The organism is Bacillota bacterium (genome assembly GCA_018333655.1).
Classification (GTDB): domain Bacteria; phylum Bacillota; class UBA994; order UBA994; family UBA994; genus BS524.
Genome location: JAGXTJ010000034.1, coordinates 33,091 through 58,639, shown reverse-complemented (window position 1 = coordinate 58,639; position 25,549 = coordinate 33,091). Strand labels below are relative to the sequence as shown.

24 protein-coding genes are annotated in these 25,549 nt (G+C 52.8%); 3 read left to right on the top strand and 21 right to left on the bottom strand.

The annotated features are described in order from the left end of the window. Nucleotides 1-3 precede the first annotated feature (3 nt). From KGZ92_07040 to KGZ92_06990, 11 genes are all read right to left on the bottom strand, one after another. Nucleotides 4-273, bottom strand: coding sequence for a cation:proton antiporter (locus KGZ92_07040; protein MBS3889036.1), 270 nt, complete (start codon nucleotides 271-273; stop codon nucleotides 4-6). After that, nucleotides 270-770 (bottom strand): Na+/H+ antiporter subunit E, encoded by a 501-nt coding sequence (locus KGZ92_07035; protein ID MBS3889035.1) that lies wholly within the window; start codon nucleotides 768-770, stop codon nucleotides 270-272. The genes KGZ92_07040 and KGZ92_07035 overlap by 4 nt, the downstream gene beginning before the upstream one ends. Before the next feature lie 73 nt (nucleotides 771-843). Beyond that, a complete protein-coding gene (locus KGZ92_07030; protein ID MBS3889034.1) occupies nucleotides 844-1,944 on the bottom strand; it encodes an FMN-binding protein in 1,101 nt (366 codons plus the stop codon). A gap of 137 nt (nucleotides 1,945-2,081) precedes the next feature. Further along, nucleotides 2,082-2,330 (bottom strand): hypothetical protein, encoded by a 249-nt coding sequence (locus KGZ92_07025; protein ID MBS3889033.1) that lies wholly within the window; start codon nucleotides 2,328-2,330, stop codon nucleotides 2,082-2,084. Between the two features lie 89 nt (nucleotides 2,331-2,419). After that, nucleotides 2,420-3,556 carry a glycosyltransferase family 4 protein gene (locus KGZ92_07020; protein MBS3889032.1) on the bottom strand — a complete coding sequence of 379 codons (1,137 nt, stop codon included), beginning with the start codon at nucleotides 3,554-3,556 and terminating at the stop codon, nucleotides 2,420-2,422. Nucleotides 3,557-3,653: 97 nt separating this feature from the next. Continuing rightward, nucleotides 3,654-4,331, bottom strand: coding sequence for a sulfite exporter TauE/SafE family protein (locus tag KGZ92_07015; GenBank protein ID MBS3889031.1), 678 nt, complete (start codon nucleotides 4,329-4,331; stop codon nucleotides 3,654-3,656). Next, nucleotides 4,319-4,732, bottom strand: a complete 414-nt coding sequence (locus tag KGZ92_07010; GenBank protein ID MBS3889030.1) for a thioredoxin family protein — start codon at nucleotides 4,730-4,732, stop codon at nucleotides 4,319-4,321. The genes KGZ92_07015 and KGZ92_07010 overlap by 13 nt, the downstream gene beginning before the upstream one ends. After that, nucleotides 4,722-5,708 carry an HD domain-containing protein gene (locus KGZ92_07005; protein ID MBS3889029.1) on the bottom strand — a complete coding sequence of 329 codons (987 nt, stop codon included), beginning with the start codon at nucleotides 5,706-5,708 and terminating at the stop codon, nucleotides 4,722-4,724. Before KGZ92_07005 ends, KGZ92_07010 begins: the two co-directional genes overlap by 11 nt. A 151-nt stretch (nucleotides 5,709-5,859) precedes the next feature. After that, entirely contained in the window at nucleotides 5,860-7,038 is a 1,179-nt protein-coding gene (locus tag KGZ92_07000) for a glycine C-acetyltransferase (GenBank protein MBS3889028.1), read from the bottom strand. Nucleotides 7,039-7,064: 26 nt separating this feature from the next. Continuing rightward, nucleotides 7,065-7,439 carry an NUDIX domain-containing protein gene (locus KGZ92_06995; protein MBS3889027.1) on the bottom strand — a complete coding sequence of 125 codons (375 nt, stop codon included), beginning with the start codon at nucleotides 7,437-7,439 and terminating at the stop codon, nucleotides 7,065-7,067. An 89-nt stretch (nucleotides 7,440-7,528) separates the two neighbouring features. After that, nucleotides 7,529-10,003: a hypothetical protein gene (locus tag KGZ92_06990; GenBank protein ID MBS3889026.1), complete on the bottom strand. Its 2,475-nt coding sequence runs from the start codon at nucleotides 10,001-10,003 to the stop codon at nucleotides 7,529-7,531. 61 nt (nucleotides 10,004-10,064) lie between these two features. On the opposite strand from KGZ92_06990, the gene KGZ92_06985 reads away from it, so the two are divergent. After that, the gene (locus KGZ92_06985) at nucleotides 10,065-11,666 is read left to right on the top strand and encodes an aminotransferase class I/II-fold pyridoxal phosphate-dependent enzyme (protein ID MBS3889025.1); all 1,602 of its coding nucleotides are present in this window, start codon (nucleotides 10,065-10,067) and stop codon (nucleotides 11,664-11,666) included. A gap of 1 nt (nucleotide 11,667) precedes the next feature. On the opposite strand, the gene KGZ92_06980 is transcribed toward KGZ92_06985, so the two are convergent. Both KGZ92_06980 and KGZ92_06975 read right to left on the bottom strand, forming a co-directional pair. After that, complete coding sequence (locus KGZ92_06980; GenBank protein MBS3889024.1) at nucleotides 11,668-12,528, bottom strand: response regulator; 861 nt, start codon at nucleotides 12,526-12,528, stop codon at nucleotides 11,668-11,670. Then, entirely contained in the window at nucleotides 12,525-13,802 is a 1,278-nt protein-coding gene (locus KGZ92_06975; protein MBS3889023.1) for a sensor histidine kinase, read from the bottom strand. The genes KGZ92_06980 and KGZ92_06975 overlap by 4 nt, the downstream gene beginning before the upstream one ends. On the opposite strand from KGZ92_06975, the gene KGZ92_06970 reads away from it, so the two are divergent. Next, nucleotides 13,781-15,100, top strand: a complete 1,320-nt coding sequence (locus KGZ92_06970) for an RsmF rRNA methyltransferase first C-terminal domain-containing protein (GenBank protein ID MBS3889022.1) — start codon at nucleotides 13,781-13,783, stop codon at nucleotides 15,098-15,100. The two genes, KGZ92_06975 and KGZ92_06970, sit on opposite strands and share 22 nt — an antisense overlap. 65 nt (nucleotides 15,101-15,165) lie before the next feature. Here KGZ92_06970 and KGZ92_06965 read toward each other — a convergent pair whose 3' ends face one another. The 7 genes from KGZ92_06965 to KGZ92_06935 all read right to left on the bottom strand — a co-directional run bounded on the left by KGZ92_06965 (nucleotide 15,166) and on the right by KGZ92_06935 (nucleotide 23,144). Continuing rightward, nucleotides 15,166-16,512, bottom strand: coding sequence for a TldD/PmbA family protein (locus tag KGZ92_06965; protein MBS3889021.1), 1,347 nt, complete (start codon nucleotides 16,510-16,512; stop codon nucleotides 15,166-15,168). Then, on the bottom strand, nucleotides 16,513-17,910 hold the full coding sequence (locus tag KGZ92_06960) for a TldD/PmbA family protein (protein MBS3889020.1): 1,398 nt from the start codon (nucleotides 17,908-17,910) through the stop codon (nucleotides 16,513-16,515). 167 nt (nucleotides 17,911-18,077) lie between these two features. Continuing rightward, the gene (gene ltrA, locus KGZ92_06955; protein ID MBS3889019.1) at nucleotides 18,078-19,487 is read right to left on the bottom strand and encodes a group II intron reverse transcriptase/maturase; all 1,410 of its coding nucleotides are present in this window, start codon (nucleotides 19,485-19,487) and stop codon (nucleotides 18,078-18,080) included. Between the two features lie 461 nt (nucleotides 19,488-19,948). Further along, a complete protein-coding gene (locus KGZ92_06950; protein ID MBS3889018.1) occupies nucleotides 19,949-21,127 on the bottom strand; it encodes an LL-diaminopimelate aminotransferase in 1,179 nt (392 codons plus the stop codon). A 33-nt stretch (nucleotides 21,128-21,160) separates the two neighbouring features. Further along, complete coding sequence (locus KGZ92_06945) at nucleotides 21,161-21,988, bottom strand: hypothetical protein (GenBank protein ID MBS3889017.1); 828 nt, start codon at nucleotides 21,986-21,988, stop codon at nucleotides 21,161-21,163. Nucleotides 21,989-22,005: 17 nt separating this feature from the next. Continuing rightward, nucleotides 22,006-22,896 carry a DUF4392 domain-containing protein gene (locus KGZ92_06940; GenBank protein ID MBS3889016.1) on the bottom strand — a complete coding sequence of 297 codons (891 nt, stop codon included), beginning with the start codon at nucleotides 22,894-22,896 and terminating at the stop codon, nucleotides 22,006-22,008. A gap of 35 nt (nucleotides 22,897-22,931) precedes the next feature. Then, on the bottom strand, nucleotides 22,932-23,144 hold the full coding sequence (locus KGZ92_06935; GenBank protein ID MBS3889015.1) for a DUF1450 domain-containing protein: 213 nt from the start codon (nucleotides 23,142-23,144) through the stop codon (nucleotides 22,932-22,934). A gap of 89 nt (nucleotides 23,145-23,233) precedes the next feature. Here KGZ92_06935 and KGZ92_06930 point away from each other — a divergent pair, with 89 nt between their 5' ends. Further along, entirely contained in the window at nucleotides 23,234-23,701 is a 468-nt protein-coding gene (locus tag KGZ92_06930) for a pyridoxamine 5'-phosphate oxidase family protein (protein MBS3889014.1), read from the top strand. Here KGZ92_06930 and KGZ92_06925 read toward each other — a convergent pair. After that, complete coding sequence (locus KGZ92_06925) at nucleotides 23,688-25,496, bottom strand: GGDEF domain-containing protein (protein ID MBS3889013.1); 1,809 nt, start codon at nucleotides 25,494-25,496, stop codon at nucleotides 23,688-23,690. The two genes, KGZ92_06930 and KGZ92_06925, sit on opposite strands and share 14 nt — an antisense overlap. Nucleotides 25,497-25,549: the final 53 nt, after the last annotated feature.

Here is a 25,549-nt window from a genome sequence, read left to right as displayed (position 1 = left end):
TCCTCACACAATGGTGCCTTTTTCGAGGTAGCGCGCAACGCCAATAGTCAGCAAGAAACTAATAAGCGCATAGACCATGGCCACGTCGATATAGAACGGAGCCTCCTGAAAAATATAACCAATTAATATGAGTACGACCATGGTTTTTGTGCCAATCACGTTAATGGCCACCACCCGATCTGCCGGTGTGGGCCCAGCCACAGCGCGATAGAGGGCAGCAAAGGTGAGCAGAACTAACCCTAGGCAGGTGATGAGCAAGGCCGATAATGTCATCTAGGCAGTCTCCTCTCTATGGCCACCAGACGATTCTCGATGTGCCAGTCTTTGAGGCCCTCGGCCGCCGCGTCCGTCAGGGCATGCACCACAAACTCACCCTTTTGCGGAGCCTCCACAGTAAGGGTGCCTGGTGTCAGAGTAATACTATTGGCCAGAACCATGCGCATGGCAGGTTCATGCACTTTGATGGGATGCGTTACGTACTGGGGCTGTATGTCCATGCGAAACGCACAGGCAACCACAGCTACTTGCCAGGCGGCTTTGCATATATCAATTACTAACCACACCGCAAACATAAACCACTGGACCATAGTCCTACGCTCTACATGTAAGTCGTTGCTTAGACTAAGGAGCAAATCATCGTTCCACATTGTGACAAAAAAAGCTACCACAATCCCGGTTATCAGCGATTGCCAATGAAAGCTCTGGGCAAATAGTATCCAAGTTAAGAACAGGACTACAGTCCAGCCTAACCTGCGTTTCCAACTGGGCACATTGCCACCTCCAAAAAGTGAAAAGCTACCACCCTAGACGGTAGCTTAATGAATCAGTCAAATACTACTTGCGCTACCTGAGCGGCGCTTTTTCTAGAGCTGTTTTGAGTGCAGTCAGTAGCCCCTCGCTCGCCGCGGTCGCTCCACTCACGACGTCAACTTGCAGAGCCTGTTTCTCCATGACCGCCGCTGTGATCACCGGAAAAGCACGGGCAGCATAGTCGGGCGTCTCGCTATGCGCCAGAACTCCGATGTTGACCACCCTACCACCTTGTACTGTAACGCGAACCCGGATGGGGCCCATTAAGCCTTCGCCTTCACCCTCATACTCGCCATCTGCCAACTCGCTAATTTCTAAGACGGGCTCTGGTACTGCATTTCGCACCGCCAGCATGATGGCTTCACTTGTAGCGGTCGCTCCTGACACTACATCGACCCGAAAATGCTGCTTGTCAACTATGCGACGCGGAATGATCTCCGCAGCCTCATCTGCCACCTCTGGCGTATCAACGTGGCTAACCGTGACTTGTGTGATTTTGCTGCCGAGAACGGTGACCTCAACCGTGACTGGGCCATAAAAGCCCGGAGCTTCTCCCTTATATACGCCATCGCGCACGCGCGACAAGTCGAACTCTTCAATAGTTGGGGGAGCGCGTAGTACATGCACATTAAAGTCGGCAATGGCCTGGCGCACGCCTGCCGCGACCCCACGCGCCGAGACTGTAGCGCCTGTAGCAGCGACAATGTCTTGGCCGATAGCAACTGGTTGCCCCTGTTCTTTGCCAACAAACTGTCTTAAAAAGCTTGGCGTCTCTACCCGATTTCCAATGCCCGCCGTCTCACTGTGACCGGTGACCTTAACACCCTGCACCTTGCCATCAGCCGCAAAAGACACCAACAAATCTATGGGTCCGGCATATCCCCTGCCCGCCGCCACCATCACGGCCCCTGCAGGCTGCCCCGCGCGGGTTGCCAGGTAGTAAGTCACGCCATCGGCCACCACAGGGGTGAAAGTATCCGCGAGTGGTAGGAGCTCCTGCAGGCGCATATTTAACTCCGCCTGCTGCCGCTCAGCGATGATATTGCTCGTTACAGAATAGGTGGCTGCTAATGCCGCGCCGGCAACAGAGCAAATAATGGCAAGTATTAGACTTAACTTGATGATTTCGCGCATAAAAAACCCCTCCGCATCTGCACTCTCCATTGCCCATTCTACCACACCCTAGACTCGCTAACCACATTCAACACTTAAGTTTCTTCTCGGCCTCAAACAAAAAACTGCCGACAACTGCGTCGACAGTTTGCGGGCACCTACTCTATACACATACTTTCTTCTCTCAGCCTTACTTCCCAAGTAATGCCAAGCTCGCGAAACCCGTTGAGCAGGTGATTGGCCAGCGCGAACTCCATGGGGGTCATCATGGGTCGATAGATTTGACTTAGCAGTTCGGAGAGTGATTTTTGTTCGGTGGCAATCTCTACCTGGCTATCATCGCGCAAACGGACTATGGCAGCGACTTGTTTTTCCGTACTAACCAAGGTGACAAACACCACCATCACCCTCCTGTCTTTTGATAAAATGATAACATTTTGCCACGAAATTGCCAAGCATTTCTTTGCGACACAATTCGTACTATTACGCGCTAAAGTTAGCTGGAACCGAAGGGTCGGGGTGGCGCAAAACCACTATAGAGCGGCAAAAAGCCCCGTGCGCTCTGTTCCCAGCCAAAACCTTTGGCAAATTCTCGACCACGAAAGGCCATCTCCGTCTGCAGTCTTTCACTTCGCAGAATGGTAAGCAGGGCGTTGGCCCAAGCACTGGCCTCACCGTGCTTGCGCAAGAGAAGCGTCCACCTATGGTCCACCATCTCCACAATACCTCCGCGCAGGCCGGTCACTAGAGGCAAGCCAGACGCTTGTGCCGCCAAGTTGACCATGCCCAGTGAAGTGCGCACCTGACTGGGTGAGACAAAGGCATCGGCAACACGGTAGAGGGCGGGTAAATCGCGCGCATTAGCGGTGTCAAATAGGCGAGCAGGGGGAGCAATTAGAGCAGGAGCTAAGCTTGGGTTCACATACCCCGTAGTCGATAAGTCATCGAGATTGGCATTCACAAGGAGCACCTTTAGATGCCTGATATTGGCTAGCTTGGCGGCCTGCAAAACGATGTCTATTCCCGACTGTGCGCCACTCTGGCCCACCGCGAGGACGACAAAATCCTGCTTTGCTAGACCAAGGCGCTGACGCCACTGGGTTCTCTCGCGCTGCAGTACGGCGTCGCCGGTATACGGTCGGAATTCTTCCACATCTACCCCCGGATAGACCACATGGGTGCGACAGCGCAAACCAAAAAACCGACCCAAGAAGAGACTCTTCTCATAGTAACTGCCGAGTACAATGTGGTCTACGAGGCATAGCGCCACGCGCAAGGCATCTCGCGATATATTTTCCCTCCTTAGGGGCCATAGATGGTGCAAGTTGAGCACCAATTGCCCAGAAAAGGCCTGGCGAATGTCGGGTACTAGCTCCGGGCGGTTTTCTACCTGCACGACATGGGGTCGAATCTCCCTCAGGATGGCACGCAAACTCGGATTGTCATTGTCTGGCCAGTAGATTACTTTGAGCCCTGCCACCTCTGGATAGGATGGCTCTGTGTTATGTGGCATTAGCACATACGCACTCATTCCCCGCCGAACGAGAGCAGCCGCAAGGCGAAGGACATAGATTCGCACTAGGGACAACCCTGAAACTGCTGGCGCTGGGGGCAGGGCGAATAGCACCCTCATATTTCTCCACCCCCTGTTGCTTTTGCCTTAGTTTATGCCATAGCAAAAAACCTGTGAAAGACTCACAGGTTCTTGTCGAACTACGTTATGACTATGACTACAGCCACAAGGCAAACAGGTAAACACCAACACCGACGAACAGCAACCCTGCCACATAAGAGAAATAATCCCAGTACTGACTAAATTGACGCAACGATTTAATAGTTCCGGCGGTCAGTCCCACGATTATGAGGGGGACGCCATGTCCTAGGCCGTAGGCAAAGAGCAGGGCTGCACTCTGCAGGGGGCGATCCGAGACCGCTGCCAGGCTGATAATAACGGCCAGAAACCCAGTAGCGCATGGCGAGGCCGCCACACCAAAAAAGAGCCCTGTCAAAAATGCGCCGCCTCTGCCGCTGACGCGGACTGGCCATTTCTTTAGGCCAAGGGCTGGAATAGTAACTAGTTTCATCAAGTTTAGCCCCACAATGATCAGCACGGCTCCGAGGACTAGCGGCGCTACGTCAGAAAGCTGACCGAAAATACCCCCAATGAGCGCAGCAATGAGCCCGAGTATGGCAAAGGCCACTGCTAGGCCGACTACCAAGAACACGACTAACTGTAAATTGCGCAATTTATTGTTACCACCATAGGCACCAACATAGCCGAGCACTACAGGAGACATGGCAATGACACAAGGAGAAAAACTTGTGAGTAGTCCGGCGAAAAAAGAGGCCAACAAGGCCACCGGAAAATTGCCCGTCAGCAGGGACTGCAAAGTCTCTAAGGCGCCCACGCCAACGCTGCCTCTATCATTCCACGTAGTTGTTCTGCCGTTGTGTGCCCGGTATAGGTATCTTGGCCCCCTTGATTGCCAATCACAATAAAGTGCGGTACAGCCCTAAAGTCAAACTCTCTGGACAATTCCCAGCCTTGGTCGTCCCCGATGTCGGCAACAATCATCGCCATACGGTCCTCAAATTCATCCTTGAGGGTTTGCACAATGGGATACATGGCCACACAGGAACTGCAACCCGTCTTCGTAAACATAATGAAAATCGGGCGCCCTCGTTCGATGGCCTGATGGAACTCGGTAAGCGGTGCGACAGACTTTATAGCGGGAACCGCCGGTCTAGACAGGTACCAAACGATGCCCACGACCACGACAACCAAGAGAATGGACAGATTACGCTTCATGATCCTCGCCTCCCCAGTTAGCTGCTAAAATTGCGCACTCTAGTCGCTTGTCCCAGGCGGACCAACGTTCGCCAAGCGACAAAGTGTCTTTAATGATTCGCTCTACCTGCCCTATCTTCCCACTGGTGAGATCTGCCAGGTGTAAGGCCACGGCGTTAGCGGTCTTGGGTTCTTCAGGAGAACCCCATTCGCGGTGCCCGTGATGACTTAAGATCATGTGCTGAAGTTCATCACGAAGCAACGGGGGGAAGTTCTCTATGCCCAGAGCAAGTTTACCGACTCTTTCCGAACCTAGTACGAGATGCCCGATGAGCCTCCCGCGGTCCGTAAAGTCATATGTAAAAGCACGCAGCTCGTATTCGTCCACTTTAGCATAATCGTGGAGAATTGCGCCCGTTAGAAGCAAATCTCGATTCAGGTAATTGCCTTGCACTTCAACCATCTTTTCCGCGTAAGAGATAACTTCTAGAGTATGTTGCAAGAGACCCCCCGTGTAGGCATGATGGACTTCGCGTCCGGCAGGGGTCTGACAAAAGGCATGTTTAATTTGCGGGTCAGCAAAGCAAGCCGCTAGCAGCGCTTTAAGATAGGGATTACTGATGGTCGCCATGTACCCCTCTAGCTCGCGCCACATCGCATCTATGGGCCGTGGTGGAGGAGCACAAAAATCTTCGGCGTTCACTTCTGCCAAGTTGGCCTTAGAGACTTCTTCCAGATAAATTTGCTTCTCGCCTTTGTAGTCCTGCACCTTACCCATGACCAACACGACATCATCTTTGCGGTAGGATGAGTCTTTGACAAGGGCCTCGTGCCAGGTAACCGCCGAGGCTTTGCCCGTCCTATCCCCGAGCGTCAGGACGAGCCCGCAAGCTGGTGCCCCATTGCGGGTGTAATTGATGAGCCTTCTATCGACCACAATAAAAGGACTCTTGATTTGCATGCCCACGGCAAGATCTCTGATGTATATCTTTTTCAAACGACACCGCCTTAACTAGAGGTTAGATAGAAGAGGCAAGAGGCAGGAGATAAGAAACAAGAGACAAGAGGCAAGAAGTTAGAGGTAAGAAGATAGAAGCAGGAAACAAGAAGATAGAGACGAGAACTGGGAAAGGGGGGGATTGGGGAGGTTAAGAGATGACGGAGAGGGCGCGGCCAACGATGGCGAATTGGGCGAGGGCGAAGTCGAGATCTTCTTGGCTATGGGTAGCAGAGATCATGGCGCGGATGCGTGCCTTACCATGCGGCACGGTGGGGAAACCTATTTTTGTGGCAAAGACACCACGTTTGAACAGCTCACGGCTAAATTGCGTCGCTAACTGCACATCACCTAGCATAACTGGGGTGATGGGGGTTTGACTAATGCCGATATTAAAACCTAGGCTGCTCATACCGCTTTTGAAGTAGGCAGCGTTTTCCCATAATTTTTCGACCAGTGCGCCACTCTCGGTCAGTATTTCTATCGCCTTAGAGGTTGAAGCAACATCGGCGGGTGTGAGTGCGGAGCTAAACAAGAAAGGACGGGCCTTTTGCTTCAGATAATTGATAAGGTTAGTGCTACCTGCGGCAAAACCACCAATGGTGCCAATAGCCTTAGAAAAAGTGCCCACCTCTACGTCAACTTTACCATGCAAGTGAAAGTGGTCCACAATGCCTCGCCCGTTCTCGCCTAAAACACCTTCGCCGTGGGCATCGTCTACCATAGTCATGGCGCCGAAACGATCAGCTATGGCCACGATCTCTGGCAAGGGCGCAATATCGCCGTCCATGCTGAAGACCCCATCGCTGATGACCAAGATGCGCCCCGTTTTGATTTCACTGAGTATAGCCTCTAGTGAAGACATGTCATTATGTTTGTATGGTTTTATCTCGGCGCGGCTTAGGCGTGCACCGTCAATGATACTGGCATGGTTGAGCTCATCTGAGACAATGGTGTCGCCCTTACCCACTAAAGCTGGTATAACAGCCACATTGGCCATAAAACCAGACTGCAGTGTCAGTGCAGCTTCAACACGCTTAAACTGAGCAACTTGCTTGTCTAGGGCCTCATGTAGTGCCGTCGTGCCGGCGATGCTACGCACTGCTGCAGGGCCCACACCAAAAGTCGCAATGGCCTCGCTGGCAGCCTGACATAGACGCGGGTCGTTAGCGAGGCCTAAGTAGTTGTTAGAACATAAATTGAGAACCCTCTGGCCCAAAATCTCAATCCAGGCCCCTTGGGCACTGCCGATTACCTTAATATCATTGTACAAGCCGCTGTCTTTGAGATCGTTAACTACCTCTTCCACAAAACGCAACTTCTCTGACATATTCACGCCTCCCTACTTACCTATCCTTAAATTCTTTCTTTGCCCGCCAAGTGTTTGTCATAGATTTCTTCTTTGAGCTCGGGCGAGCGTATGCTTCGCCAATCTACTTCGAGGGGGCCCCTATGTGCCTTAGGGTCGTACTGCTTAGAGAGACCCTCCGCCAGAAAAGTCAGCAACAGCCTGCAGTTCTCGTCGTTCAGCTTCTCACGCGTGAGGTGCTTTCTGACCCGCACCTCATAACCGGTAGTCTCGCTGACAACACGCAAGAGAGCGATATCCGGCGTCTCTCCTTCTTCGGCATAACCGCTCGGTAAACCCCAAATGCCCCCCGGCGTTCTTACCATGAGGACATAGTGCCCATTTAATATGACTGCTTGCACCTTCGTTTTACGATAATCCATGTACTTCTCCTCCACTCGCCATCTTCTCTTAGAATATCAGAGCAGGCCTTTCCTCGCAAATGGATGTCCCTTCCAATCGCCTGCGCCATCTACCTTTCTAGGACAGAGTGCAGTAACGCATTAAAAAGCACCTTGTATGTTCCTCTCGCTTGGGCCCGAAAATAAGGACGAAAGCCACATAAGATGATTCTACCTAGCCCAAGAGAACACTCTACTAGCGCCGCTCTACCCTGTAGTTTCTCGCCGCCAAGTAACCATCCAGCCGCAAGGGGGCTGCCCACAGGGTACCTTCCGATTATTTTGCCGCCATTGTCTACAGCGAAAGCCGGACTATGGTTAGAGACCACGATGGCCTCGCGAGGCATGCCGTACCCTAAAGGATGATGTGTGTCTAGCGCTACACGCAGAAATGAACCAGGAGCGTAAAACTCGCTCTCAGGTAAATTAGCAACGACATTCCGTACGGGCAAGGCTAGCTCACGTACTACCCATTCACAGGCACCGTCAACAGCAACTACCGTGCCCCCGCCCTCGACAAAAAGGTAGAGCGCCTTTGCACCGAGTGTACCCAGCCCACCCGTGTAGGGAGCAGGATATGTCCCCTGTGCGTGCCCTTCGCTGAAAACTTTAGTCAGCGCTGACGGTAAGATGATGGCGTCATAATGTTCGCCAAGAGCCCCGTGGCGTATCGCGGCATCATCTAAAATGTCAAAACAAAATTCATACTCCAGAAGCACAAATCTCAGCCAACCTTCGTCTGGGTTGGGCACATGGCTCTTGTAGACACCAATACGGGGTATCTTAAGCAGCTCTGCTCCCTCTAGGTCTAGATGTTCTAGGTAGCCGATTTCCAGGCCGTACTTTTCACTTAAGTTTACAGCCAGCCTGTGGGCCGCGGAAGAAACGACAAAGGTACCTGGCGGAAGCCGTGGCGAGTCTAGCTCGTAGAACAACCTATACACCCGGTAACCAGCTTTTATGATCTGCGTAATGGCCGTGAAGCTACGGTTCGCCTCGGGGCGTATGTACAGCCACTTCATTTTTGGCTTAGGCCGACCAGACCGTACAAACGGCGAGAGGTGCGTCACTTTTGTCAGTTCGGCCACAAAGGCTGCCCGTACTTCCACTGCTACCACACCCATTTGCATGGGCAAGCTATGGGCGGTGGAATCGTAAGGGCGTCTTGGTGGCCCACCCGGATAAAGACGTAGGTCGGGATAGGTCTGCTTTTCTAACATTGTTTTGGCGAAACAACCATAGGGCTGCTGCATAAGGACTACCCGGGTTCCCGCTGCATAGTCTATGCCGTCAGCGACAAACGCTTGCCCTGCCTCATGAAGCTCAACCCCAGCAAACATGAGTATTTCGAGCATTTCGCGCGCCACTTGGGCGTCCCTTTGTTCACGAGGAACAAGGTAGGCATAAGGGCTCTCTTTGGCGGCAACGGCCTTGCACCCCACAGCATAAAAATTACGCAACCATTGCTGGCGAAACTTGGCGGCATGTTGCAAGCAGGCCCACGCGCAAATCTTACTATATTCTACGATGTCTCTAAGGCGCCATTCCCCTCCTTGCCACACTGCGGGATGATTCCAAGTGGCAATTTTCGGGTCCTGTCCGCGACCTGCCTGTAAGTCACCGAAGTCTAGAGCAATGGGTGTAGCAAGGCGCACGCTGGCCACCTCAGCAAGAATACGCACCCCGCCATGGTAGTGTTGGTAGGCGCGATTGGGGGAGTAGGCATCATAAATTACATTTGTCATCACCCCCGTTTTACCCCTGCCCGTAAGCTCTGCTGCTATAGCTTGACCGAGCCAGGCGGCATTTTGTCTAATAAGGGGGTCGACATTCGGGTCGTATGGGTCAATATAGGGCGGCAACACCATGCGAGGACCGTCTGCGTTTTGTTGGTGCATATCCAGTACAATTTGCGGGTGCCAATGGTTGTGCAAGTGCAGGACCGCAAGGCGAGTCTCCTGTTGCGTAAACATAAACCAATCTCGATTATTGTCATGACCCGCATACTTGTGATAGAGAACAGGCGGGGCCGTCCCTTCGAAACGAGTGCCTAGGGTTTCTCTATACCAATTGACCACTAAGTCCAGCCCATCGGGATTTAGAGAGGGCACGAGGAGAAGAATAGTGTTAGCAAGAATTTCTCTGGTCTCTATATCTTCACCTGTCGCCAGCTCGTAAGCAAGCTGCATGCTCATCTGCGCGGCTCCCACTTCGGTAGCATGTATGCCACAGGTGATAAGCACCACTGTCTTGCCTGAATCCAAAAGCAAAGCTGCTTCGTCATTACTAAGTAGCCTTGGATCGGCGAGAAGCTTTTGCACTTGGCGAAACTCCTCTAAGTGCAGGTGATTCTCCGGCGAAGTAATGGTCGCCACACCTAGCGGCCGCCCTTCAGTAGACGAACCTATTACGGAAAAGGCAATTCTCGGGCTCGCTTCTGCAGCCAGGCGAAAATACCCCACTACTTGTTCCCAATCAGCAAGGCAGCGGTCAGCCCCAACTGCAAACCCTAGATACTCCTCGGGAGATATAATACGCGCGTCCACTTTGCTCACTCCTTACCACCGTTTTGACCAGCTCTTTGCCGCGGACTGAAAATTTCCTGCCATGTCTGCTGTAGAACTATTGAAGATTCCCCCCTATGCGTTTAATATAACGTTATACGCGTATAAGTCATCAAACTCACGCCAAGATGCGCGAGCGGCAGAAGGAGGCGGCACATTGAAAAATAGGAAAGACCAAGCCCGCATTGCACTTGAGCGCAGGCAAAGCCGAACTCCCGTATTTGACGCGCTCCGTAGCTATGTGAGAGCAGGCACACTTTCTTTTCATGTACCTGGGCACAAGCACGGCAAAGGTTTGCCTGAGTTCACCCGTTTTGTAGGGCGAAACATCATGAACATCGATCTCACTATCATGCCAGATTTAGACAGTATTTACAAGCCACACGGCCCCATTGCCGAGGCCCAGGAACTAGCGGCAGAGGCCTTTGGCGCGGAGTTTGCTCATTTTCTCAGTAACGGCACCACCGCCGGCATTCACTGCATGATGATGACCACGCTACGCCCTGGGGACAAGATAGTTGTACCCCGCAATGTTCATAAATCTGTTGTCTCTGCCCTTGTTCTCACCGGAGCCGAGCCCGTCTACATTCAGCCCTATGTCGACAACTACCTTGGCATTGCCATGGCTATTACTGCGGATGAGGTTCGCCAGTCCTTGCGCCAGCATCCTGAGTCTAAAGCCATTTTGCTTACTAACACCACTTTCTATGGTATGGCCCCCGAGCTAGAACGCATCGTTGAAATCGCCGAGGATTACGAAATTCCTGTCTTGGTCGATGAGGCTCATGGGGCACATCTGTGTTTTCACCCCGGCCTGCCAATTTCGGCTATGGAGGCAGGTGCGGATATGGCGGCGTTGAGCACCCACAAACTGCTCGGCTCCATGACACAGAGCAGCTTACTCTTGACGCGGGGCGACTTGGTTGACCACGACTACACCAAGACCACCCTCAATCTGACCCAGACAACAAGTCCTTCCTATCCCCTCTTAGCTTCCATTGACGTCTCTCGCAAACAAGCGTTTTTCCGCGGACACGAGATGTTGACACACGCGATCAACATTGCCAACTGGGCACGTTACGAGATTAACAACAACATCCCCGGTCTCTATGTTTATGGCAATGACCTAGTCGGGCAACTTGGCTGCCATGACTACGACCCCACTAAGCTCTGTATCAATGTGCGTGCCCTAGGTATCACCGGTTTTGAAATCGAGCGCATTCTGCGTCAGGGTTTCCACATCCAGGTGGATCTATCTGATCTCTACAACGTTTTGTGTGTGGTCACTATCGCTGACACCAAGGAAACTGTACGAGCCCTAGTGCACGCGCTCTCTGAAATTGCGCGCAAGTACACTGTACAAGACGTGCGCGAGCAGGTGATTGAATTGCCACCTATTCCCGCACTCGCCTACCTCCCCCGCGAAGCTTTTTATGCTGACAGTAAGCGCGTACCTCTAGAACAGGCCAAAGGGAAAATCGTCGCTGAAATGCTTATGTCTTACCCACCGGGCATACCCCTTATCTGCCCGGGCGAGATCTTGACGCAGGACATCATTGACTATGTACGCAGACTAAAGAAAGCCGATGTCCAGATTTACGGTACTGAGGACCCCACTGCCGAGCACATCAAGATTATCCGCTAGTCTAAGGAGCAAGTGAGTAATGGGCCAAGGCAGAGAGAAAGCCTTTCAGGCTTACTTTCCCGCCGTAGGTTTCCTCCCCTTCGAGACTACGCATCTCACGGCGCACTTCATTAAAATCAAAGAAGGTTGCGGCGTAGTTCTCAAAACGGGGGTTGCCGTAATCTTCTAACCCTAGCGCCGCCAAGTGCCGGAGCGCAGCCGAAATCGCACGCCGCATGCGTTGTTCGGCTGCTTTTTGTGATGTCTGACTCTCCCCCGCGACAAAGGACAGCAAGTCCTTCACCGCGAACATGTCGCCTACCTGACAGTTGGCAATGAACAGCGCGGCCTCTTCTAGATCGCGGGCGCCGCTGTCGCCACCTATCCCCATGTCGTGCAGTACGCCTCTCATTTTAGCGCGCGCTCGGTCGGTGCGCGACCTTGGCGCAGGCCTTTCCACGCTGGCAATCTCAGAAACTGAACGATAGATATTCCCTACCGCTCTTTTCAAGCGCAAAGTCTCGCTAACTTTGCCCAACACGGCCTGTACTTCTCGCGAGTTAAGTGGCTTGTGGATAAAAAACTCGATACCAGCCTCGTAGGCTTCGCCGACCATGTCTTTGGCCTGCACCTCGGAAATCATCACACAGGCAGTATCCCCTCTCGACTTGACTGACCGCACCAATGTTATGCCATCCATGTCCGGCAGCAGCAAGTCAACGAGTACAATGTCGACCGGTGTGCTGGCTAAGAACTGCAGGGCTGTATCGCCCCGTTCGGCCTCACCAACTACTTCGCCGAGCTGCCCCTCACGGACAAACTCCCTAAGCATGCGCCTAATAGCGATATCGTCATCAACTATGTAGAAGAGATACTTTATCATACAAAGCTTCCCCCTATAGGCAGTGTTACTGTAAACAGGGTGCCGCTCCCCACTTCGCTCCGAACAGTGATCTTGCCACCGAGACTCTCCGCAATGTTCTGCACCTGCGCTAAACCAAGACCGGTAGAGGCTTGTCCATTATGCGGGTTGAACTTCGTCGTAAAACCTGGGCGAAAGATAATTGGCAGGTCACTTAAGTTAATGCCTACCCCATTATCGGCGACCGTCACCGCTAAACTACTGGCATTAACCTCCAACTTGAGCCAAACCTCGCCCTGATGCACAATCGCATCGACAGCATTACTCATCAAGTTATTGATTATTGACAGAACGTGATGGTAATTGCTGATGTCCGCAGCACCCGTAATTTCAGAATGAATCTGTACTTTTTTCCCTAACTCAAGGGCCAGTGCTTGATTTGCTTTCACTGCTACTTCGACTAAGGTGTGCAGGGCCAAACTTTTGTCGGCGCGCTCGCGCAGCAATACTGCGTTTAGGCGTGCCCCTAGGCGGGCAAAGTCTTTTTTGGCATCATGGATTTCTCGCGTCACCGCGAGCGCAATTGCCGCTTCGTCGCGGTTGTCATCTCGCAGTTTGTGATACAGCTGGTAACTTTTGTGCATTACTCGCTCCACATCCTCCAGAGCATGCTCAAAATACAGCAATTCGCCGTTAACATCTGAGGTCAGGAGCAGCAGGCGCTCAAACTCCCTTTGTCTTTGTTCTCGCCTGAGAATATCTTCCTTTTGCAGGTAGGCGGTATAGGCTAAGCCAGTTAAGGTGGCTCGAATGGCAGCCACCGCTAGAAGCAGGTAGAACATAGTTGGCTCAAGGCGCAGAGCAAAATCACCACGCAAGATAAGTTCAGCGATGTTCGAGGAAAAGTCGAGCGCACCAAGTAGTGAAATAATGTACAGAGGTGTGCTACTTACGAGGTGACGCGCCAGGAGTAACCCACTGCCGAAACAGAGATAGTACACACCTGCGGGGTAGTGGCGCAAGAAGGCAGGCACCATGGGCAGGCCCGCCATGTAAGTGCTGAGCACGGTGCGAAAAAGAACAATGGCCACTCCCGTGACTATCCCCCCCACAGCGGGGTTGACATCAGAACGTAGGAGCAAGAACAAAGCAAAGGCGCTCACAGCGAGACTGAAGCGAAAAGCGGTACCAAAGGGAAAGTAACTAAAATTGCTAACAAAAACAGTGAGCGAGGCCAAGTAGAGCAGAGGCAGTAGCTTACTCTGGAAAGAAGGTGCTTCGGCTGCCGTTACCATCACTACCCCCCCTGTTTGTGGCGCGTATCCTGGCGCGAGACCCCCAGCATGGGCAGGCATTGCTCGACGCCCTAGAAGGACCTCGCACCTATGCCTTGCGAGTTAATACCCTGAAAACAAGTCCTGTAGATATTCTACGCTGGCTGCCTTTTCACCTTTCACCAGTCCCTTGGTGCAGTGCGGGTTACTACTATGCTGGTGACGAAAAGCCCGGACAGCATCCGCTGCACTGGGCTGGACTCTACTATATCCAAGATGCGTCCGCCATGTACCCAGTAGAGTCCCTAGACGTAGAACCGCATCATAAAGTACTCGATCTCTCAGCGGCACCAGGAGGCAAGGCCACGCAAATACTGGCTCATTTACAGGGACAGGGCTTGCTTGTCGCCAATGAAGTAGACGCAGCGCGAGCCCAAACCCTAGTTTACAATCTCGAGTCTTTCGGTGCAGACAATTTCGCGGTGGTTAACTCACCCCCTGCCGTTCTAGCGCGGGCACTGCCTAACTATTTTGACCGCATCCTAGTCGATGCCCCTTGCTCTGGCGAAGGGCTCTTTCGCAAAGATTACGCCGCAAGACAAAGCTGGCGGAGCGAACACGTAGCGTCTTCGGCTGCCCGCCAAGAGGAGATCCTCACTTCTGCCCTGCACATGCTACGCAGTGGTGGCAAAATGGTCTACTCAACCTGCACCTTTGCCGAGGAAGAAAATGAATGGCTTTTGGCGAATATGGCGGCCAAAGAGAGCTCGCTGCAGTTACATCAGCCAACTGTTCGCCTGCTGCCGCATCTAGTGCCTGGCGAAGGTCAGTTTAGTGCCGTACTGACCAAGAACACAGCGACACCACTAACAGAGACTAAAGTGCGCTTGTTTCGCCCGGCTGCGCCACCCGGCAAAGCCGTGAAACTGATGCAAGAATTTGCGGGCCCGTCATACTCCCAAGACTCCGCGCGCCTCCATGCCCAGGGCGACACCCTCTACCGCATACCGCGAGGCATGCCTGACCTGGTGGGGGTACGCATCGTTCGCCTTGGTCTTAAGCTCGGCACAGCACACGAGAAGCGCTTTCACCCCGACCATGCCTTCGCACTATCTCTCACTCCGCCCCATCTTCCGCGCCTTGACTATAAAAGCGATGACCCTAGACTGCTCTCCTACCTGCACGGACATGTCATTCCCTGTGCTCTCGACGTAGAAGGCTGGGTTCTCATCTGCTGCGAGGGCTTCCCCCTTGGGCTTGGCAAGGCCTCACAAGGGCAGGTCAAGAATCATCTACCCAAGGGACTGCGTAAGCTTTAAGAGGCCGACTCGCATTACTCGAGTCAGCCTCTTTTCACTACCATAGCTCTCGCTGACTACCGCTACTACTTGCCAGAAACGGCTAAAGAGCCGATAAGCAAGGAGGGGGAGGCCACAGAACCGTACTTAAACAGCAAGTCGTTGCCAACACCTTGAATATTTGACAACATAGCAAAGAAGTTGCCCGCAATAGTGATTTGGTTGACGGGGCGAACTACTTTGCCATCCTCCACTAGGTAGCCGTAGGCAGACAGCGAAAAGTCGCCCGAAACAGGATTGGCACCGGAATGAGTACCCTGCACCGCGATGATTACTAGGCCGTTCTCTAACTCTGCTACGAGTTCGGCGTACACCTTGCCGCCCGCCTGAATATAGAGGTTGGTGGGGGCAACTGTTACTGGGGCATTGAACGCCGCCTTATGCGCATTGCCGGTAGAGGCGACGCCATCTTTCTTCGCCGTTTTTAGATTGTGCAGCAGAGTAACTAGCTTGCCCTCTCCCACCACTGTTTTTGTCTTGGTGGCAACGCCCTCGGCGTCAAAAGGCGCAGAATTGGGCCGTTCAGGGAGGAGGGGATCATCGATGATAGTGATAGACGAGCTCATGATGGCCTCACCTAGCTTGTCTTTAAGGAGAGAGAGCCCTTTCTGCACGGCCTCGGCAGAAAAGGATGAGGCAAAAGTAGCGAGAAGCTCGCTAGCGACATCGTGCCGCAAGAGAACCTTGTAGGTGCCAGAGGCAATTGACTCGGCACCAAGCAGAGAGGTAGCCTCTTGTACCGCTTCTTTGGCTAGTTCAGCATGCGCAAACTTAGCGAAATCACGCGAAGAGAAGAAGGCGTAGGCGCTCTTAGTGTCGTCACCTTCCTTGGCCACCACCGCGATGTAGCTATCGGCAAAGTTTCCTTTGTGGGCCAAATTTAACCCCCGGGTGTTCATAATGCGCGTCTCTCCAGAACTGTTGCCCATACTGACTTGTACGGTGGACACCCTACTATCCAAAGCATAGGCCTTTTGCTCCAAGTCTTTCGCCCAAGCTATTTTGTCTGCCGCCGGCACTTCTTCAAGCTCCGGTGAAAAAGAGTCTAGCTCGTGGTATGTATCCGATAAAACCCCGCTATAAATCTCCTCTATGTCTTCACTGTCAATAATCAAGGCATTGGCGGCGGCGTCTTCGACCAGCATTCTAACGGAGTCTAGTGCCAGATTCTCGGTAAAGCTATACCCCATGCGGCCGTTAATCAAGCCGCGAAAGGCCAGCCCGCGCGACTCAGCTAGGGTATAGCTATCTATTTCGGACTTAAATACCCCAACGCGAAAGAGATTGCGCATCGCCACATAGGCCTCCATATCGCTAAAGCCTTGGCGATGACCGAGAGCAAAGAGTTGGTCGACGAATGCTCTCACTTCCACTTACTTGTCCCCCTTTCTACCACCGACAATCATTTCTGAGACACGTAGTGTTGGCTGCCCAACATCAGCAGGCAAAGAGCCGCTTATAGAGCCACACATACCTTGCCCACAGGCCAAATTGTCTGCCACCATGTCGATTAACATCAGCACGTCCGACCCCTTGCCGATAAGAGTAGCGCCCCTGACCGGCTCGGCAATTTTGCCATTACGGACCAAGTAGCCCTCATTGACGGCAAAGTTAAATTCGCCTGTAGCTGGGTTAACCGAGCCGCCCCCCATGTAGCGGGCGAAGAGGCCGTATTCTGTCGCCGCGATTATCTCATCGCGCGTACTTTTGCCCGGTAAAATAAAGGTGTTCGTCATGCGGGAGGTAGGTGCGAACTTGTAGGACTGACGACGCGCATTGCCGGTAGCAGGCATATTCATGCGGCGACCGTTAAACTTGTCGATCATGTACCCTTTAAGCACACCATTCTCAATAAGTAGATTGCGCTGTGAGAGATGCCCCTCGTCATCGACATTGAGGCTGCCCCAAGCATTAGGTATGGTGCCGTCATCCACCGCGCTCACGACATCAGAGGCAATCTTTTCGCCTAACTTGTCCGCAAACACTGACGTCTTCTTGGCCACCGAAGTTGCTTCCAAGCTATGACCACAGGCCTCGTGGAAAATAACCCCGCCGAATTCGTTGTCGATAATAACCGGTATGCGCCCACTAGGAGCATAAGGCGCGTGTATCATGGTGGTGGCTATTCTGGCTGCCTCGCGGGCGTAATCGTCGATGTTAATAGTATCGTAGAACTCAAAACCCCTATGACTACCCGGGCCGTAAAACCCTGACTGCTTTTCTGCCCCTTTAGAGGCAATGGCGGTAATAGACGTGCGCGTGCGCACGCGGCGGTCTTCAACATAGAGACCGCTAGAGTTGGCAATTTGCACTTTCTGGTCTTCGTCAAAGTAACGCACCATAACTTGAGAAATTACTGGGTCGTAGCCTTTAGCTACATGGTAAGCCTGAGTCATAAGAGCAACCTTGCGCTCCTTGGCTACCTCGTGGGGATAGATGGTGATGCGGTTGATCTGCCGCGGCTCATCCTTCATAAAGCGCAAAGTGAGTCCGCTTGTCTCTAGCTGGCCAGGTATAGCTGCCGCAGCCTCTTTCGCGACCTTAACGAGATTGTCGCGAGCGTAGTCGTTCGTGTAGGCATAGACATAGTTTGTTCCCTTGAGAATACGAATGCCAATGCCATAGTCGCGGCCTGACACACCGCTGTCCACCTTGCCCCCGACCATAGAGAGCGTTGTGCTGAAGCGATCTTCTACAAAGACTTCAGCAAAATCTCCTCCTGTGCTGAGTGCGGCCAGCAAGACATCTTCTAGCAACGGTTTAGATAGCACGCCTTAATCCCCCCTCCAAAATACTTCGCTTGTCCTAGCTTTTACTTCGCCCTGTGAACAATTATTCCTGCTGGTGGCAAGAAGATTTCGCCTGTGAATCGAGTAGGAGGGGGTGACTAACCCCCGTCCTCTCACACCACCGTACGTACCGTTCGGTATACGGCGGTTCATGAAACACTACGGTGCTTGTCATATAACTGAACCAAACTCAATAGTCCTTGGTTAGCCCAAAAGGCCAAACCAAGGGCTATGTTCATCTGCGGCGTGTTGGCTAATCGCCAGTATCCTTTGCCTGAGCCACTGAGGTTTCTGGCGAAGTCTGGTCTTAGGCCAAGCTTGACGAGGTTATGGTAGACTGCTTTGGGTTTCTTCCACTGCTTTAAATAGCACATACGGAGGCGTCGCCGAGTCCACTGGTCTAGGGACTCAATGACGCTGCGCGTGTCAGCTAGGCAGAAGTATCCCATCCATCCTCGTAGGTACACGTTTAGCTGGTCAATTCGTTTCGCCATACTCATGCTTCGCGAACGATTGGTGAGTTCCCTCACCTTGTCCTCGAATCTTGCCCGGGCTTTGGGCGCTATACGTGTACGTGTTTTGCGCTCAGCTGTGAACGAGAACCCTAGAAACTTTCGTTTCCATGGGCGGTCAACAGCACTTTTCTGCTCGTTGACCTTGAGTTTTAGTTCATCCTCTACAAATCTCTTTACGCCCTCCATGACTCTTTGCCCTGCTCGCTCCGTCTTGACGTAAATATTACAGTCGTCGGCGTAACGAACAAAGCGGTGTCCCCTTCTCTCTAGCTCCTTATCCAAGTCATCAAGGATTATATTCGATAGAGCTGGACTAAGTGGCCCACCCTGTGGAACCCCCTGTTCACTTCTTACGCATACTCCCTTGGCCATAATTCCTGCATTGAGGTAGGCTCTGATGAGTCCAAGTATCCGCTTATCTTTGATCTTGCGGGCTACTCGGGCCATTAGGATGTCGTGATTGACTCGGTCGAAGAATTTCTCCAGATCTAGGTCAACGACGTACCTGTAACCGTCCTCAATGTACTGTTTTGCCTGTTTGACTGCCTGGTGGGTGCTACGGTTCGGCCTGAAGCCGTAGCTACTGTTTGAGAAACTGGGGTCAAAGATTGGCGTTAGAACTTGTGAGAGGCCCTGTTGGATTAGACGGTCGACTAGAGTGGGTATACCTAAGAGCCTTATGCCACCGTCGGATTTCGGGATTTCGACTCGGCGGACTGGCTGAGGCTTGTAGGTTCCCTCTAGTAGCTCTCCTCTGATGCGAGGCCAGTGTTCTTTGAGGTAGGGTCGTAGGGATTTTACGTCTACCTTATCTACTCCGGCTGCTCCTTTGTTCTGCTCTACGCGCTTGAGGGCTGCCATCATGTTATCTAGCTTCAACATCTCTTCCAGCAGGGTATACTCGGTCCCGCAGGTGTAGCTCTTGACTTGTGCCGGGGAAGAGCTCTGCACTCTCACAGTCCCCTGTGTATTCACCACTTCCTCCTGTGAGGAGCCCCTGTTAAGGGTTTTCTGCTGTCCTTGCTCTTTCCGCGAACTTGTCATTTGCTCACCTCGTTTCATGTTCAGCCCTTCCCCGCAGGCGGGTACTATGGCCTCTGCTGACTCCTGCCCGCTCAGTCGCACATTGCTGTACGAGTTCCCAACTTAGTCGGTACGCTGGCAGGTCTCCCCGGGTAAGAGCGCTATCTTTCCCTCCATCTACCCGCCTCATTTACTCTCGACAGACTTTGGCAGCAAGGACTTTGTCTCACTATGCAGACTCATCCACCTGTCGCTAGCCTCACTTGAGGTTCGTGTTCCTCGGGCCAGAGGTTTGCCGCCGGCTTCCTTCAGATTCCGCGTCGCCGCGGACACCCTTGCCTTAAGCTACGGTTACTGCTACCTTCACCGTTCGGGACTTTCACCCTAGAGATAACGCCCATGCCGGGCGCACATAGGCTACCCCCACGCCTAGAGTAGCGTGGGGGTAGCCTATAAATACCTATGGTTAGAGCCGCAGCCAATTAACTTTTGCTCTCTAAGAGGAAGTTGCGTAGGCGCTCGAGTCCTTCGTCGAGGCGATGATCGGGGGTGGTGAGCGATATGCGGAAGTAACCTTCCCCATACTGCCCGAAACCAACGCCAGGAGAGACAATTACCCCTTGACTAGCGAGAAGAGCCATGGAAAAGGCCTGCGAAGAAGGAAACTGCTCTGGCACTCGTAGCCACACATAGAGCGAAGCCCTTGGCGAAGCACAGGGTAGCCCGAGTGACTTGAGCAGCGCGATAACACGGTCACGACGTGCCGTATAGATATCGCGCATGCCGGCTATCGTCGCGTCGGGGTTAGCTAACCCCTCTATGGCCGCGAACTGAATAGCCGTGAAGGGCCCGCTGTCAGTCGCCGTTTTAACCTTGCGGAGAGCCGCGATAAGTTTCTCTTGTCCATAGGCAAAAGCAATGCGCCACCCTGTCATGTTGAGCGGCTTAGACAGCGAGTAGAGCTCAATGCAGCAGTCTTCGGCGCCCGGTACTTCCAGTATGCTTGGGGCCACAAAACCGTCAAAAGTAATCTCGGCATAGGCGTTATCGTGGCAGATGACGATATTATGTTCCTTGGCGAAAGCGACCGCCTTAGCAAAAAAAGACAGGTCTGCCACTGCGGCGGTGGGATTATTGGGGTAGTTTAAGTACATTAGTCGGGCACGTCGCAGTATGTGTGCGGGTATGGCGGCAAAGTCCGGCAGGTAGTCATTCTCTTCTAGCAAAGGCATAAGGTATGGCTCGGCACCCGCGAGAACTGCCGACATGTAGTAGACTGGGTAGGCAGGGTCGGGCACTAGAACTACGTCACCCGGGTTTGCCACCGCCAAAGCAAAATGGGCTATACCTTCTTTGGAGCCAATCAAAGCTACTAACTCTTTGTCAGGGTGAACATCGAGTGAAAAGCGCTTTTTTAAGTAGGCTGCGGCACTGCGGCGAAAAGCTGGATCGCCATCGTACTCCGGATACTGATGTGTGGCAGGCTGATTTTTGACAATATCAACCATAGCATTGACAATAAAATCCGGCGTCGGTACATCTGGGTCACCCACCCCCAAGTTGATGAGGTCGACTCCCTTGGCCCGCGCCTCCCACTTCAGCCTGTCTATTTCTGCAAACAGGTACTTGGGCATGCTCGTAATGCGATCGGCAATTTGCATCTACTTCCTCCTTAGGCTAGAATTCTCTATCATTTACTTGGGATCTATAACTCCACTCATGCGTAAGACCTCAATGCCTCTCTCCGCGAGTGCTGCGAGAAAGATATTGATGCCCACCGAGTCGCTCGCCATGTGCCCTGCCACAATGCAGTTGCCAATGTTTTGCTCTTTAACCGCCTTGATAACGTCCTCGGGCATGTGCATAGAGATAGTGGTGCCAATACCGGCTTCAAAATATGCTTTAATGACGTCAACCCCGCCATTAGTGCCTCCTGCCATGATGACGAGTGGCTTGCCGACAAAGTCCTTGGGCGAACCCACCCTGATTACTGGTTTAGCCAGGGTTTTTTGGTACTCCGGCATCTCCCCTAGGGCATCTAAGACATCTTGCAAGGTGGCACGCGGATTGTCACCTAGTTTGTCGGCAATTTTCTTTTCGACGGCCCGTTCCGCCAGTATATCGGTTGGCGAATGAAGACTAATAAGGGGCATGTTGAGGAGCCTCGCCGCCGACCAAGCCTGATCATAATTCGCGGCATGCCCAGCGCGCTCAACTTCGCCCATCTTTTTGGCTAAGACCTTTTGCGCTTTATTAATTGGGATGCCAGCACTCACCATTTTGTCTACTTGGCGTTTCATGACCTCAGGAAATTCGGTGCGAGCCGTTCCGCCAACGGGGTGATGCCCGATGACCAAATCAACTTTAAGCTCTTTGGCCAGCATAATTTCGGCTGTGCCCATGTCGACGCCCACCAGTACGCGCTTAATGTTTTCACCTGCCACGAGAATGGCCGAGTCTGAGGGTACCTCTGTAAGACCGGCAAGCTCTAGTGCTAAAGCCATGATTTCTTTGGTATTCATCTTTCTCCTCCTGCTCATTAACTGTTTGCCACCCAAACTGACGATACAGCCACGCTACGCTGTGTGTCAAGACTATCTGTCACCGCTCTATGCAGATCTTGTAGTACATCGGCTAACACCTCGGCTGCTTGCCCGTCTACCGTCGCTTGGCATAAGCAATGGTAGCCGTCTACCACTCCTACCTGGCATAATTTCTCTAAGAGACTACGCTCCTCACTCGGAGTTGGTACCATATTCTTATTCTCTAGAAGTGACAAAGCTGCCAAGAGGGCATAAACGCCCCAATTGCTTAGCCCAGCAGCGAGCACCACCTCTGCTTCAGTCACTGCCGCAATGGGGGTGCCACAGGGTGCTACCGCCACACTGCCTCTACCGCCACAACCTAGTTCATTGCCGCCATCCCCCACCGCTATGGTAAAGATACCGCACTGTTTAGCGTAGTTGAAGGCCGTATCAAGCAGCGGAACGTACGGGGTTATGTCCGCGCCTCGCATATTGCGACAGGTTTTGTCCCCCCCTTGACCAGGGTATTCGATGACGACCAGTGTGTCGCAACCTAGTTGCTCTATAAACTGCTCGCTCACGAGTCCTGGCGACAGGAGCACCGCTCGGCAATTGAGGCCGAGCGCTTGGCACAACACTTGGCACGCCGCTTCTGCCGTATCCGGAACTAGTAAAACTACCTCTTTACCTAAAGCGAGCAGTGCCCGAGCCAGAAAAACAGCCCCCAAGGGGCCATCGTTCTCTACTGCCTGCGCCGCTGGGATGAAAAACCCTGTAGCGACAGCAATGCTATTAGCACTTTGCAGCCGCCTCGTCCCACGTTCTAAGTCACCTGGTCGCAAATTACCCGCAAAGCCGCGTCGGCCCGGGTCAAAAGACAACCATCTCTCTATGCCTTGCCACATGGCGCCCTTCACCTCTAGCTTCCCTCTCGTTGTCTTTAAAGCGAGTGCAAACGCTCTAGCAATTTCTCGCGACTACTGGCCACGACAGGGTCGCCATCAACTAGAACGACATATGTTGAGGCACATTCCCCACAACATCCGATACATTTAGCTACTAGCACAGTGTCGTCCGCGCAGTTTTGGGTGAGGTACTCTTTAAGATTGTTATCTAGGGCTTCGAGAGTCAGTTGGCATATCACGATCTCCACCGAAATCCCCCTCCTTTCCAGAGCGCCGTTTTAGAGATATCATATTGCTAGCATATGGCGAACAACAGACCGCCATGAGGAGGAAACAAATGATGGATATGCGACGTCTTGACCGCGCTGTGGACCATGAAGAAGCACAGAGTTACTTGCGCGAGGCCACTGTTGGGTACTTAGCCCTTGCTGAGAATAACATACCCTACGCCATTCCGCTTCATTTCGTCTGGCATAAACAAAGCATTTACTTTCACTGCGCACCAGAGGGGCGCAAGATTACAATCCTCCGCCAGAACCCACAGTGCACTTTTGCCGTATCATTTCTAGACGGTATAAAAAGTGGCGGCAGCGCATGCGAGTATGGAACCTACTATCGCAGTGCTATCGTAGAGGGTGTGGCACGCTTTGTAAGTGATGCCGAGGAAAAATTGATGGCCTTAACGGCGCTGACTGAGAAACACGCACAAGTGCCGTTTTCGCCCGTTACCGCCGCAGGGATGGCTAAAACTACCGTTATCGCCATCGACATCGTCAACATCTCCGGCAAGGCTAGGCGGTCCTAGCTACCTGGTCCCCCACGTAGACTACCCTGTCTTTGCCAGCCTCTTTGGCGCGGTACATGGCTACATCCGCAGCTCGAATCAACTCGTCGACAGTGGTGGCGTCGTGGGGGTAGGTCGCTACCCCGGCACTCGTGGTGACAGCCATGCTTATATTGCCTGCCTGATGCCGCGTCTGGCGCACAGCGGAGAGAATGCGATCGCCAATTAGGCAGGCTTCTTCAGTCGCGGTATTAGGCAGAACCACGACAAACTCGTCTCCGCCGTAGCGCGCAACCAAATCGCCAATTCTAACATTGGCCCTCAGCACCTCAGCCAGGTTGATGATGTGGTCATCACCCGCTAGGTGCCCAAACTTATCGTTTATTAACTTTAGACAGTCGGAGTCGAGCATGAGAAGCGAGACCTCACGGCCGTTAGTGTGCGCGTTTTGCAGTAAGTCCTCGAGAAATTGATGCAGTGAGCGCGCATTGGCTAGCCCAGTCATGCCATCACTCATCGCTATGTTTAGAGTCTGCTCATAGAGTTTAGCATTGTCTATAGCTATAGCGGCTTGGCTGGCAATAATGGATAAGACGCGCACATGCTCCTCGGAATAAGCGTGGGCATTGTAACTCTGTGCGGAAAGCGCACCCACGACCTTGTCCTCAAGAAATATAGGAACCACTAGCACAGATTGCACTACGCGCGTGTCTAGACCGATAACCGTCACGCCAGGAATGAGACGTGCATCAGCATGATAGAGCACCGGTTTTCGTGACTTGATGGCGCGCGATGTAGGCCCGTCGTTCAATAAGTACTTCATCGGAGCAATTCTAGTTCCTTGGTCAAAGATGTAGCGCAAGTCGATTTCTTGCTGCGGAGCACTGTACAGGGCCACAAAAAAGGCCTCCGCGTCCATAACTTTGCGCACTTCGCGGTACATGGTACTGAACAAGTCCTCTAAGCTCAAGTTCGACGCAAATCGCCGCCCTAGTTCGTTGAGCAGGGAGAGATAGTCTGCTGATACACGCAGCGACTCTAGAGTTCGGCCATTAGCCAAGGCGACGCCTAGGAGACGCGCTAAAGAAGTGAGCGATTGCAGGGCTGTTTTATACTTACGTCGGGGACCCTTGACCACAACTGCGATAATGCCAGCATGCTCACCATGGGGGAATGTGGCCTGCAGCACATTGTGCCCGCCTTCATAAAAATGCCTAGCCTCATACTTGGCTGGCTCTGTTCTGCGCTCGACAAAACTACTTGGCAGCACTTCATTCGGCCACTCTACCAAGCAGACCGGCGTATAGTTTTCGCCCTCCCATAGCCAGACACCCGCTCCATGGCCACCCAAAATATTACACGCACGCTTGACGGCAGTGTCGAAAATATCTGGGACGTCAGACCGCCTCATAATCTCCTCGGTGGCATGCAAAACACATCTGACGCGCCGTAACTCCCGCTGCAATTGGCGAGTTTTTAGGCGCCTGTGGCGAAGCTCCTGCACAATTTGTCCCGAGATGAGCATGGCAAGGTAACTTATGAGAACGGCTAAAAAAATCGTCGCCAAAAGCAACGCCCACTCCGCCATGGACGCGCGATTTAGCAGGTGCATAACTGCTACAGGCACGGCATACACCGCCATGACGATGCCCGTGCCTACCCAGCCGTAGTAAATAGCTCCAACCACCGTGCCAAGCACAAGAACTAGCAAAGCGTTAAGTGCTGGTAAAGGCCATAGATAAGTTACAATCACCGCAATGCAGAGCGACACCATGACTAAGAGACTCCGGTAGGTCCGCCATCTTGATGAACTCATAGTAACCACCATCCATGTCCAACAAATACCTAGACATATCTTCGCTACACGAC